Annotated in this window: 12 protein-coding genes; 9 read left to right on the top strand and 3 right to left on the bottom strand. The window is 36.8% G+C overall.

Annotated elements, in window-relative coordinates; genetic code table 11:
- The first annotated feature begins 1 nt into the window (after position 1).
- The 8 genes from BUC06_RS00060 to BUC06_RS00025 all read left to right on the top strand — a co-directional run bounded on the left by BUC06_RS00060 (position 2) and on the right by BUC06_RS00025 (position 7825).
- A complete protein-coding gene (locus tag BUC06_RS00060) occupies positions 2-2197 on the top strand; it encodes a TonB-dependent receptor (protein ID WP_073328116.1) in 2196 nt (731 codons plus the stop codon).
- Between the two features lie 45 nt (positions 2198-2242).
- Complete coding sequence (locus BUC06_RS00055) at positions 2243-2656, top strand: DUF2141 domain-containing protein (protein WP_073328114.1); 414 nt, start codon at positions 2243-2245, stop codon at positions 2654-2656.
- Positions 2656-3342, top strand: a complete 687-nt coding sequence (locus BUC06_RS00050; protein WP_073328111.1) for a hypothetical protein — start codon at positions 2656-2658, stop codon at positions 3340-3342. The genes BUC06_RS00055 and BUC06_RS00050 overlap by 1 nt, the downstream gene beginning before the upstream one ends.
- Positions 3335-4726 (top strand): S41 family peptidase, encoded by a 1392-nt coding sequence (locus BUC06_RS00045; protein ID WP_083563851.1) that lies wholly within the window; start codon positions 3335-3337, stop codon positions 4724-4726. Before BUC06_RS00050 ends, BUC06_RS00045 begins: the two co-directional genes overlap by 8 nt.
- Positions 4727-4768: 42 nt before the next feature.
- Positions 4769-5569: a CPBP family intramembrane glutamic endopeptidase gene (locus BUC06_RS00040; protein WP_083563848.1), complete on the top strand. Its 801-nt coding sequence runs from the start codon at positions 4769-4771 to the stop codon at positions 5567-5569.
- A 366-nt stretch (positions 5570-5935) separates the two neighbouring features.
- Complete coding sequence (locus BUC06_RS00035; RefSeq protein WP_073328103.1) at positions 5936-6907, top strand: ion channel; 972 nt, start codon at positions 5936-5938, stop codon at positions 6905-6907.
- Positions 6908-7396, top strand: coding sequence for a YkgJ family cysteine cluster protein (locus BUC06_RS00030; protein ID WP_073328101.1), 489 nt, complete (start codon positions 6908-6910; stop codon positions 7394-7396).
- Between the two features lie 114 nt (positions 7397-7510).
- A complete protein-coding gene (locus BUC06_RS00025; RefSeq protein ID WP_073328098.1) occupies positions 7511-7825 on the top strand; it encodes a hypothetical protein in 315 nt (104 codons plus the stop codon).
- Between the two features lie 229 nt (positions 7826-8054).
- Here the strand turns inward: BUC06_RS00025 and gdhA are convergent, their stop codons facing one another.
- The 3 genes from gdhA to BUC06_RS00010 all read right to left on the bottom strand — a co-directional run bounded on the left by gdhA (position 8055) and on the right by BUC06_RS00010 (position 11679).
- On the bottom strand, positions 8055-9413 hold the full coding sequence (gene gdhA / locus BUC06_RS00020; protein WP_034739395.1) for an NADP-specific glutamate dehydrogenase: 1359 nt from the start codon (positions 9411-9413) through the stop codon (positions 8055-8057).
- A 190-nt stretch (positions 9414-9603) separates the two neighbouring features.
- A complete protein-coding gene (gene dprA / locus BUC06_RS00015) occupies positions 9604-10713 on the bottom strand; it encodes a DNA-processing protein DprA (RefSeq protein WP_073328096.1) in 1110 nt (369 codons plus the stop codon).
- 198 nt (positions 10714-10911) lie between these two features.
- The gene (locus BUC06_RS00010) at positions 10912-11679 is read right to left on the bottom strand and encodes a rhomboid family intramembrane serine protease (RefSeq protein ID WP_073328093.1); all 768 of its coding nucleotides are present in this window, start codon (positions 11677-11679) and stop codon (positions 10912-10914) included.
- Between the two features lie 257 nt (positions 11680-11936).
- Here BUC06_RS00010 and BUC06_RS00005 point away from each other — a divergent pair, with 257 nt between their 5' ends.
- Positions 11937-12863, top strand: a complete 927-nt coding sequence (locus BUC06_RS00005; protein WP_073328089.1) for a DUF3078 domain-containing protein — start codon at positions 11937-11939, stop codon at positions 12861-12863.
- The last annotated feature ends 328 nt before the right edge of the window (positions 12864-13191 follow it).

Raw genomic sequence — 13191 nt, 5'->3', positions numbered from 1 at the left:
TATGTATAAGAAATTATTGATAATAGCGGTTTTTATACAAAATTATTATTACGCACAAACTCATATTTCAGGAGTTGTTGTGGATGAATATAACAAACCCATTGAAAACGTAAATGTTTTTATAGACGGAACACTCTTTGGAACTTCCTCAGATCAGAAAGGTATTTTTGCTTTTGAAGCGGATTCGGATAAACCGGGTCAGTTTAAAATTATTTTTCAGAAAGACGGCTATGACCATGGAGAGGGAGAATACAAAGTGAAACCAGGTGAAATCGATCTGGGCAAGACTACCTTGTATAAAAGCCGGACTACAGGAATAGAAGGAATCAATATCATAAAAGGAAAAAGAAACGGAGATGGGCAGCTGTCTGCACTAAATCCCATGGACCTTATCCTGACCCCCAATTCTCTGGGAGATGTAATGGCGGCTGTTATCAAATCATATCCCGGAGTGCAGCTTAACCCCAATGACGGGCGATTATTCGTAAGGGGAGGCGACCAGACAGAATCCGCAGTAATGATTAACAATATGCTGATGAGCAGTCCCTTTGGAACCGCAGGACCAAGCATACCTGCAAGAAGCCGTTTTTCACCAATGATTTTCAGTGGTGTTTCTTTTGCAACATCCGGGTTTTCTTCAGAGTACGGGCAGGCGCTGTCTAGCGTTTTATCACTCAATACAAAATCTAATGACGTAGATAAAGAACTTGAGCTTTCTGTAAAAAGCGTTGGGGCAGATGTTTCTATGACGAATAAAATTAGTGATAACCTTACGCTGATGACGAAGGTGGAATATCTGAATCTCCAGCCTTACAGAGCTGTATTTCCTTCAAGATACCACTGGAACAAAGATTATAATATGGCAGGCAGCGAACTGGCCGCCACCTATAAGATTAAAAACGGATATATAAAATCATATAATAGGTTTGATTATACCACTTTTGATTATCAGCGAGATGACATCGCTATTTCAAATAATATGGTCAATACCGTATTGTATGAAGGAAATATCTACTCCAATCAAACCATTAACCTGAACCTGGATAAGGTGAAGTTTTTTTCAGGAATAGCTTATAATTTCAATAAAAGAAATATTGCCGGAATATTCTCTGAAAATGATAAATCCAAGGTGGATAATAACATGCTTCACATCAAATCCCAGCTTTCTTTCACACCTGTAAAGAACCTGAGCAGTACATTCGGGACAGAATTCATTAATGTACATTATTTCATAGATTATGTGGACGCAACGAATACCAAAAACAGACTGGATAGATCCATCGATAACAATATTATTGCCTTCTTTTCTGAAAATTCCTATAAATTCAAAAAAGGATTTACTTTGAATGCCGGTATCAGACAGGATTATTATTCTTATACAAAAGACATTAAGATCTCTCCCAGAATTAGGGGAGAATACAAGAGTCCAAACGGAATTAAATATTCCCTGTACTACGGACAGTACTATCAAAGCCCCCGTAATGGTGACCTTGTATTCGATTTCAAGAGCAATCTTAAAAGCGAAAGAGCAGAGCAGTATGGTGTGAACATTTACTATGAAAAAAACAACAGAACCATCTTCATCGATGCATTCAAGAAAAAATATAGTGACTTGACCAAGTTTGTCTATGCACCGAACTCAAGACAGCCGATTAATTTTAACAATGACGGGTACGGATATGCAGAAGGCGTGGATATATTCTTCTACGACAAAAAAACATTCAATAATTTTGATTACAGGATATCTTATACCTTTCTGAACTCCAAAAGAGATTATCAGAATTATCCTTCACTGGCCACACCGCCTTTTTATTCCAAGCATAACTTCACCGTTAATACCCAGTTTTGGCTGGATGCGGTCAACAGTATGGTAGGATTATCCTATTTGTTTTCCAGTGGAGAACCTTATACCAATCCGAATAGTAAAGACGGATTTCAAAACTCTAGAATAAAACCTTATAATTCTGTAAACTTGAATCTTACCTACCTGTTTTCAAACAAATTTTATATCCATGGATCAGTTTCCAATATTTTTAATTTCAAAAATATAGCGGGGTATAACTATGGCGATTTAGACAGCAACGGAATGCGCCAGGAACAGATGATTTTGCCAGTATCCGACAGGTTCTATTTCCTGGGTGTGTTTTACACCATCGGAGGTTCCAGATCAACAAAAGATAAAGTAAAAGATTTATAAAAACAGCCTGGTCATCGATCAGTATAATATCAAAAAAACAAGAATATGAAACAGCTCATTTTTTTATGTATTTTAATTTTTAACTTTTGTAATTCCCAGCAGAAGAAAAATGTATCTATTTCTTTTACCACTTCTGAGTCTAAAACAGGGACATTGTATATTGCTGTGTATGATAATTCAGAAAAGTTTCTTCAGACTGCGGTTGCCCGATTCAGTACCAGCTACAGCGGAAGCAAAAAACACTTTGTAATAAAAAATATGGGAGTGGGTAAATCGATTTCAGTGTCTGCTTACCTGGACGAAAATACTAATGCCAAACTGGATAAAAATTTTCTCGGAATACCCCTTGAACCTTACGGATTTTCTCAAAATGCAAGAGGGTCATTCGGTCCTCCGAAATTTGAAGAAGCCTCATTTACTGTGAAAACCAACAATTCAATAACAATAAATCTAAAATAATGAAAGTACGAATTTATCTTATACTGGTTTTAATTTTTGCAGGTATCGCTGTACATGCTCAAAATTCATCCATTGAAAAAGAAACCCAGGAGGTGGTTTTGAAATCTCTTGAAAATCTGGAAAAAGAATATTCTGTAGAATCTCTCCGTAAAGAATCGCAAATGATGGAGAGGCTTAGCAGTAAATACAAGAATGACTGGGGTGCTAAGTATTACCTTATTTACTTTAAATTATTGATTCTGAGAGATAGTAAAAGTGAAGAGGAAAAAAACAGTATTTTCAGTTTTTGTTCCCAGAACATCAGTCAACTGATCGATATGAGTAAGGATAATAAAGAGAAAAGCGAGGCCTATGCATTAAAGGGTTTTCTGTTTTTATCAGCTGTAAGCATGGATCCTATGAAAAACGGACCGCAATATTCCGGAGAAGTGAACAGCGCATTTGAAAAGGCTATAAAAATCAACAACAATCCCAGAGCACTATTCCTGAACACTTTATTCAAAGAAGGAATGGCACAGTTTCTTAAATCTAAATATCCGGATCTGTGTAAAGAGCTTTTCCTTGCCAATAAATACTTTGCCGAAGATCTGGGGGAAGTAAAAAGGCTTAGCAATATCTATCCTACATGGGGAGGCTCTGTAGTAGCCAATAAGATCATTCAAAGCTGCACTTGTAAAAATGAGTAATAGAGTTGCAGAAAGACTGAAATTTTCTGTAAGGAATACCGTTTTATTTTGCTTTTTAACCTTTGTTATGCAAATGATTCCAGCACAAAACTATTCAAAGAAAGCTGTTCTGAATGATCTGAACTATTTTGAAACTGTTATAAAGGGACATCCTTTATACAGCGACTATCTGGACAGTTCAGAAATTTCAGAGGTCATTTCTGCAGGCAGGGAAGAAATTCAGACAGATTCAATATCATTTTTTCAGTATAGAATTATTCTCGGAAAAATATTTTATAAGCTGGGCTGTATTCATACCGGAGTTACAAAACCAAGGTTTACCCCTGAACATAAAGTTCCTTTGGAGATAATGATAAATAATGGTTTTTTCATCACCATGGCAAATGACAAAAAGTGGATAGGCAGCAGAATTATTAGCATTAACAATATTCCCATCGAAAAAATTTTTAGTAATCTCAATCAAATGGTGGGAAGTGATGGAGGAGGAAGCGGTTTTGGAGAATATTTTTTTATTAGAAATTTTTCCGTTCTTCTGGCAGAATACTTTGCAAAAAGTGATGCCGTAACCGTTCTGACTGGAACAGGAACTTTTGATCTTTATAAAGTTCCGGTTCCGGAAAGAATTGATGCCACCTCACCGGAGAAAAAGAAAACGTATTCTGCGGTATCTATGGGCACTAACAGTTTGCAGATGGCCGGAAATACAGGAATACTTAAGATTTCAGGTTTCGATGGTCCATCAAAGAGATTCTTCACAAAGGTGTTCAGGTTTTTTAAGGACAACAATACGGAAAATCTGATTATTGATTTAAGGGGGAATTTAGGTGGTAGCATGAGATCTGCGATGTTTCTGTGCCAGAATCTGGTATCAGAGCCTTTTGGATATGATATTGATTACAGAAAAAGCGACCTGTTCAGACATTTGAATACAAAAGGAAAGCTATACTTTTGTTTGTCTAAAGTAAAGTACACTTTTGAAAATATTTTTTCATCTAAAAAAATAAATTCAGATACAAGGGCGTACCGTTACCGGTACAGATCTTTAAAGAATAATAATATAAAATCAATAAAAATTCTTACTGATGAAGGTACCGCCTCATCATCCACTATGTGTGTGACCATTTTAAAAAGAAAATTTGAAAACGTAAAAATTATCGGAACCAGACCTTCAGGAGGATACAACGGTAATAACGGTGGGGCATTTCCCACAGTTACTCTGCCGGAAACCAAAATAGAGGTGAAAATCCCTTTATACAGAATTGTTTTGGACAGAAACTCCACTCAAAGACAGGGGATTACCCCGGATTTTGAATTGGAAACAGATGTTGAAAGCTTTTTAAGTAATGATGATAATGTACTGAGAAATGCTCTTGAGGTGTATTGATCATTGTGATAATTTTTTATCTTTATTATTCAAACGTAAAATATGAAAAACAGCTTTAAATTATTTCTTATCCCTATATTTTCATATGCTTTGTATTTCTTGGTATCGTATCATTTCGAGGTAGTTATGAAGTTTTTTGATGCATATATCCATTTTCCTTTGCTGTCTTATTTTCTGGTTTACGTTCTGTCTGTGATCCCATTATTGGTTTCTATACGGATCATAGCCGGCGGAAATACTTTGCAGGTGATAGGGTTGGCTCCTCGTGGACTGACTAAAGGCATAGGACTTTCATTATTATTTATCCTTCCTATGGCATTATACGGAATATTTTTCAGTAAGCTGAATACTCAGATAGATCCAGCTAATCTTTTTGCCAAAAGTTTTTTGGCAGGATTATTTGAGGAGACAATCTACAGGGCATTTATTTTTGGAATCTTATTCAGGTTTGTCAGATTGGGATTTTTACCTTCTGTGGCTGTTGCTTCATTTATTTTTGCACTCGGGCATCTTTATCAAGGAACACAGGTTATTGATCTTGTAGAAATTTTTACACTTACTTTCCTTGCTTCTATATTATATGCCTGGCTTTATACAGAATGGGATTTCAATCTTTGGATTCCGGTTATCCTTCACTCTTTCATGAACCTAATCTGGATGGTCTTTAATTTTGATGATACGGTGATAGGGTCATGGGGTTCTAATATTTGCAGATTGTTAACGGTTGCCTTCTCTGTTATTTATACAATCCGTTTTAAACTGAAAAATGAAATCCCCCTCTCCGTCAATAGAAAGACTCTTTGGAAATTTAATTCTGGAAAATATATAAATCAAATCAGATAAGGAGATTGTATTCCCTTATAGAATCATCTTCCTTAAAATCAATAATTTCACCTGGAATTTGTTATTAAATTTTATATGATAAAAAATATTTTTGATATGACAAAAGGAGACCTTTTTGGTTTCCTTTTCCTATATATAAGCCTATTGTTGAAGGGGTTCTTATCATCAAAATTTAGACTTGGTCCTAAATCAGAATAAGTCGAATTTAGATCTATGATTATTTTTAAGTTGTGGTAGTGCACTTTATCAGAAGCTTTTGATAAATTTCATGAAAACAATATTTTATCTTTGCAGTATAAATAAGATGATTAGCTAAAGACAAATTTGTTTTTTTAGTGATCCGGACAATTATTAAATGATATAAAAATGGCAAGAGGCTTCAGACAGAAGATCCGTCAGAAAAATACCGAAAACAGTGGTTTCGGAAGCAATGCATCCGGAAGATTTATTAACAAAGATGGACTTCCGAATGTCAAGCGAAGAGGCGTAAATGTATTCAATAGGCTGAGCTGGTATCACACGATGCTTAACCTGTCGACTTTCCGTTTTCTTTCCTATCTGGTGATCGCGTATATTCTGATTAATCTCGTATTTGCATTGATTTATTACCTCATTGGAGTAGAGCACCTTACCGGAATCGATAAAAGTGATCCTCTCAATGAGTTTATTGATGTGTTTTTCTTCAGCTCACAAACTTTCACTACGGTGGGTTATGGAAGAATTGCGCCGGTAGGATTTACAGCAAGTCTGGTGGCAACATTTGAAGCTTTTCTGGGGTTGCTTACCTTTGCTATTGCAACCGGGCTTTTTTACGGAAGATTTTCACGTCCCAGAGCTTACCTAAGATTTTCGGATATTGCAGTGATAGCACCATTTAAAGATTCAAGGGCTCTAATGTTCAGGCTTGCGCCTTTCAAAAATAATGCGTTAACTGATGCTGATGTGATTGTTTCCGCAGCGATTGAAGTGATTGAAAATGGAGCTCCGAAAAGTAATTTTTATTCCTTAAAGACGCACTTAAGCAAAATTAATACGCTTGCGCTGAACTGGACGGTGGTGCATGAGATCACAGAAGACTCACCATTTTATGGCTTTTCTGAAGAAGATTTTCAAAATACAGATATTGAAATTATTGTTCAGGTCCGTGCTTTTGATGAAGTCTTTTCCAATACGGTGGTACAGCGATCTTCGTATGTCTCAAAAGAAATTGTTTATGGAGCTAAATTTGCCCCCATGTACTATCCTGATAATAATGATCAGACAACCATTTTGGATCTCGATAAAATTAACGAATATCAAAAAACGGATCTTCCGGCTACGGCTGCAGATCATGAATAAATGAATTTAGACCTCTATAGAAAGCAGGCTTTACAGAAGCATAAAGAACATAAAAAATTTCTGGACGGATTGAAAAAGAAGCCTCCCAAAAACCTCGATTATGTAGTTCAGGAAACCCATGACGAAGTTTTTGATGAAGTAGATTGCCTGCAGTGTGCCAATTGCTGTAAAACAACCGGCCCTTTATACACAGAAAAAGACATTGAACGCATTTCCAAGCACCTGCGTATGAAACAGGCTGATTTTGAGTCAAAGTTTTTGAGGGTAGATGAAGATAATGATAAGGTACTCCAGAATCTTCCCTGCTTTTTTCTGAATAATGACAATACCTGCTCCATCTATGAAGTAAGGCCGAAAGCCTGTCGCGAGTATCCGCATACTGACCGTAAAAAGATCTATCAGATCAATGATCTTATGTTGAAAAACACTGTTATCTGTCCGGCCGCATTTGAATTCGTGGAAAAGATGATGAAGAATATTTCAAAGTAACACTACTTTGTAAAATCTCTTAAATAATGATAAAGTACGTTAAATAAGACGATTACATATAATTTAATAAAAAATGCGTCGTTTAAATTAAACAACCATTTAAATATTAATAGTATGAAAAAGTTAGTTTTAACAGCAGTATTTACTTTAGTCGGTGTAATCGCAGTATCGGCACAAACACAGACAACACCTCAAAAACCAGCCGATACCACTCAAACTCAACAGCAGAATACACCAACGGGCAGCTCTGCAGATGCTCAGAAACAAAATACAACGGCAACTGCTACAGTAGACGGTGCTGCAACTCCTGCCACTACAGCTGATGCTACAGCAACGGTGAATGCTGAAACTACGACAGATGCTGCAAAACCTTCAGAAGCCACCAAAGAAGAAAGAAAAGCCAAGAAAAAATCAAAGTCGCCGAAGTAAATATTGAACAAAGTAGAAAGGGAGTCCTGGGGCATAGTGTCTCAGGATTTTTTATCACTTTTAATATATATACTCGTCAATATTTTTGAATATATCTTTCCTTCTTTAAAAATAAAAAAAGCGCTGTACAGGTACAGCGCTTTCTCCTTTCACTTTTTACTTTTTTCCCATTATCCCGGGAACAGGCTTTATCAAAAAAGGCTGAGAACTTTCCCAACCTTTATTATTTCTATACTACACCCTGAGCTAGCATTGCTTCTGCAACTTTCACGAAGCCGGCAATGTTTGCGCCTTTCACGTAGTTTACGTATCCGTTTTCATCTTTACCATAATCTCTGCAAGCCTTGTGGATTCCGATCATGATCTCTTTCAGTCTTGCGTCAACTTCTTCAGAAGTCCAGTTAAGACGGATAGAGTTCTGCGTCATCTCAAGACCTGAAGTAGCTACACCTCCGGCATTGGAAGCTTTACCAGGCGAGAATAATATTTTATTATCCAGGAAATAATTGATGGCATCTAAAGTAGATGGCATATTAGCTGCTTCAGTAACGCAAACACATCCGTTTTCTACCAAAACTTTAGCATCTTCAAGATCAAGTTCGTTTTGTGTAGCAGAAGGGAATGCCACATCACATTTAACTTCCCAAGGACGTTTTCCGGCATGGAACTCAGCAGAAGGATATTTTTTCGCATAGTCTTCGGCTCTGTTGTTTCCGGAAGATCTCAGTTCTAATAAATAATCGATTTTTTCTCCGCTGATACCGTCTTTATCATAGATGTATCCGTCAGGACCAGAAATCGTTACTACTTTAGCGCCAAGCTCAGTCGCTTTCTTGATCACGCCCCAGGCTACATTTCCGAAACCTGAAACACTTACAATTTTATCTTTGAAAGTTTCATTGATCGTCTTAAGCATCTGCTCTGCGAAGTATACCACCCCGTATCCTGTAGCTTCAGGACGGATAAGTGAACCTCCGTAGGCAAGACCTTTTCCTGTAAGTACTCCTGTAAATTCGTTTCTTACTTTTTTGTATTGTCCGAAAAGATATCCGATCTCTCTAGCGCCTACACCAATGTCTCCTGCAGGTACGTCTGTTTCAGGACCGATATGCTTGCATAATTCAGTCATGAAAGCCTGGCAGAAACGCATTACTTCCATATCAGATTTTCCTTGTGGGTCGAAATCTGAACCTCCTTTACCTCCTCCCATTGGAAGAGTAGTCAATGAGTTTTTAAATACCTGCTCGAAAGCAAGGAATTTAAGAACTGAAAGGTTTACAGTAGGGTGGAAACGAATTCCTCCTTTGTATGGTCCGATCGCAGAGTTCATCTGGATTCTGAATCCTCTGTTTACCTGGATCTCTCCTTTGTCATCAACCCATGGAACTCTGAAAATTATAACTCTTTCAGGTTCAGCCATTCTCTCTAGAAGCTTCATTCCTGTATATTCCTTTTTGGTCATAATAAACGGAATTACAGTCACAGCTACTTCTTTTACGGCTTGTAAAAATTCTGGTTCATTAGGATTTTTTGCTTCAATCTTGGCAATAAACTCCTGGATTTTCTGGTCAATATTATATTGTTCCATATATTAGGGTTGAATATTATTGTCAACAAATTTAATTTTTTTTTCAAGATTCACAATACTGTATTTCAACATTGCTGAAAATTAAATAATAATGTCCCGAAATATTATTAAATTGATAATTAGTAGTCAAATTTTGTTGAAAATTAAAAGTTACGTCTCAAATAATGCAATATTAAGAAATCGTTAATTATCAAATTGCACTAAATTGCCTCCCGGAAAATGATTTTACTTTCCCCAAAAGCTCTAATTCCAAGATTACAGGAAGAATTTTATAAGAAGGCACTGAAACCATCTGCGCCAGATCATCCAGAGACACCTGAGGATTGGCTTTGATCGACTGATAAATGGATTCTTGATTTTCAGTAAGTTGTATACTTATTTCACTGTAAGGGAACAACTCGGCTACTTTCTCTTTTGAATGATTGAATCCCAATGAATCCACAAGATCTTTTACAGTAGAAATAGCTGCTGCTTTATTCTGAAAAATCAATTGATTACACCCCTGACTGTAAGGATCTGTGATCTTACCCGGCAATGCAAAAACTTCGCGGTTATAATCATTGGCAAAAGCTGCCGTGCTTACAGATCCACCTCCAAATCCGGTCTCAACAACGATGGTTGAGGGAGACATTCCAGCTATAATTCTGTTTCTTTGAATGAAATTTTCGCGGTCGGGCTTTCTGGATGAATTGAATTCGGTGAACATTGCGCCGCCTTCTTCCAGAATCTTTTCGGAGAGCTTTTTATTTTTGGAAGGATACAGCATATGGAAACCATGAGCCAGCACGGCGACGGTCGGTATTTTATAGTGAATAGATTGTTCATGAACCTCCTTATCTACACCAAGAGCTAATCCGCTCACTGATATGCATTTGGAGGAGGAAGCAGCTTCTAAGAAATCCCCGATAAACTGTTGGCCATAGGAAGTCATATTTCGGGTTCCTACAATGCTGATTTTCTGTAATGAATCGTCAAAATTTCCTTTTTGATAGAGAATTGCAGGGGAGTCATCACATTCGTTGAGCAGATGAGGGAGCTCATTAAAGTATCGAAGCAAAATCCTAATATTGTTTTTTTCGCAGAACTGTATTTCTTTTTCGGCAAATTTCAAATAGTCTTCATTTCCGATATCAGAAACTGTTTTTCTGCCGATACCATCTGTTTTAGTGTATTCTTTTTTTGCCCTTTTCCAGACTTCCTCCGCAGTTCCAAAGGTTCTTATTAGCTTATGAAAATTAATGTCGCCAATCAGGCTGCATTCGCGCAAAGCGATGGCATAAAGATGTTCTTCGGAGATCATGTGTGTTTTTTGTTCAAATGTAATAAAATAACCTGAGTTGAATATTGTCTGGAAGCCTTAAGCTTACATAGGAGATAATTGATTCTCCAATTGATAGTCAGAGGCTTGGTTTTATTGTATTACTTCTTTATAAAATTCAGAGATTAAAAATGGACTGGCAGCTTTGAACCTTCCTTTCTCTCTGAACTTAAATTTTTTTTACTTTCTTCTTAATTCGTCCAGGTGATCCCAAATGTCATCTCTTTTCTTATAAGGAAGCTCCAGGAAGTCATCAGGATGATTTTCCTTGTATTCCTGCCACAGTTTATCGTCCTTCTCACTATAATAATTGGGAAATTCCCAGATGTATTTTTTCTTCTTTTCCCCGACATTTTTAAAAGCAAAAGCAATAATACTTCCCACAACAGCTCCGGAAAGATGGGCTTGCCAGGAAATTTTACTCGGTTCCTGAAGATTATAGAATAATTCCTCCGGAAACATCCCCCAGATCAAACTCCCATAGTATAAAACGACAAGAAGAGATATCGTAAGCAGCTTCATGTTCCATTTGAAGACGCCACTGAAAAACAGGAAGAAAGCAAGGACGTACACCACTCCGCTGGCCCCAATGGTGCAGGTATACATATAATCGCCCGTAAGGATGTCTATTGGAGGCAACATCCATACAAGAAGTCCAGTAGCCAGCCAGCCGATCATAAAGACCTTATTGGCAACGAGCGGATAGAACTGATAGAGAAGAAAAAGAAGAACGGCTACTGGAATAGAGTTTCCTATAATATGATCAATATTTCCATGCAGAAGGGGAGCCGTGATGATGCCCAGCAAGCCTTCCGGTAATAGCGGTATAATGGCCCCAAAACAGCTTTGGAAAAAGCCCTGCCTCTGCAGAAAGTAGCCGAACCACATCGCAGAAAGCATCAGCAATGGAGTTAAAACAGCTCTTTTGGAAATTATATTTTTAAACATGTGGAGGGTACGTCAAATCAAAAGCCAATGATCAATTTCGGAAAATTTGTCGATGTATAATGATCAGGACCCTTTATTTTGAGACAAAAGGTTCCAATTTTAAAGTACAGAACTTAATATTTTGACATTGAATGTATTAAACTGGCTTGTTTTTGGTTGTCTGAAATGAATTTTGCTTATTTAAAGGTTTTTATAACCCTGAATTTGCTTTAAAAAAAATTATATTAATATTTTTGTAATGAAAATCATGTAAAATAATGAAGAAGTTTTTATTGATTCTTTCCTTTTCTATGGGGATTTATGCAAGTGCACAAGAAGAATTGAAAAAAGATTCAGTAGTCGTGGATACGGTAAAATACTGGTCGGTATTAGGAAAAAACAGTTTAATGATCAATCAGGCAGCCTTTTCAAACTGGGCTGGTGGGGGAGCCAACAATGTAGGATGGCTTGCCGGAGTGAATTACAATATCACCTATGAAAAAGACAATGACCTCTGGGAAAATATTATTGCAATAGATTATGGGCAGAATGATACGAAAGGTCTTGGGGTAAGGAAAACACAGGATGTTATCAATATTTCTACCAATTATGGGCGAAAATTTTCTCAAAGCTGGTATTTCTCTCTAGGGGCTGGTTTACAGTCACAGTTTGCTGCCGGATATGAAGATGGAAATAATCCTGCGGCAAAAAAAACATCCAATTTTATGGCTCCGGGTTATCTTAACCTCGGGATGGGGATCACGTACAGGCCTAACGATAATCTGACGGTGACTCTGCGTCCTACCAACGCCAGATGGACCTTTGTTCTGGATAAAGAACTTCAGTTTGCAGGAAGCTACGGATTGAAAAGTGATGGTGATACTTCCTTGTTACAGTTCGGTTTTCTGGGAACGGCGCTGTATAAAGTAAAATTGATGGAGAATGTTCATATCACAAATACAGCCTCTGTTTTTTCCAATTATCTGGATCATCCTGAAAGACTCGTTCTTGCGTATGGAGCGGCTGTGAATTTTAAAGTCAATAAGTTTATTTCATCCAATATAACATTAGATCTTCTTTATGATCATAATCAGGTCCAGAAAACTCAGCTTAAACAGACCCTTGGGATAGGATTTGCCTATATACTGAATAATGGTGTAAAGCGTTCTGACCGGAAAGACAGTCAATGGTGGATAAAAAAATAGATTACAGTTTGTAATTCCAATATAAAAGCACTTCAGTATGAGGTGCTTTTTTAGTTGCCTAACGATAAAATATTTTAAGTTTTCATAAGTTCATTTTACTCTTTTTATTGCTTTTTTTGAGAGTAACTTATCTATTTTTAATGCATTAAATAATGATTTTAATATTTCAAAGAGAGGTGATTATTTTTTTAACAAAAATTATATGTATATTTTTGTAACGAAAAATCCTTACTTAGTCTCTCCTTAAACCACCTATAATTTACTGATTATTAGTATTTTGGGTTTAAAATAGCTTGTTTTTTATTGCAAGAATTTGTATCTTAGAGCT

The organism is Chryseobacterium carnipullorum, assembly GCF_900142785.1.
Taxonomy (GTDB): Bacteria; Bacteroidota; Bacteroidia; order Flavobacteriales; family Weeksellaceae; genus Chryseobacterium; species Chryseobacterium carnipullorum.
This window is presented reverse-complemented; position numbering and strand designations above follow the sequence as displayed.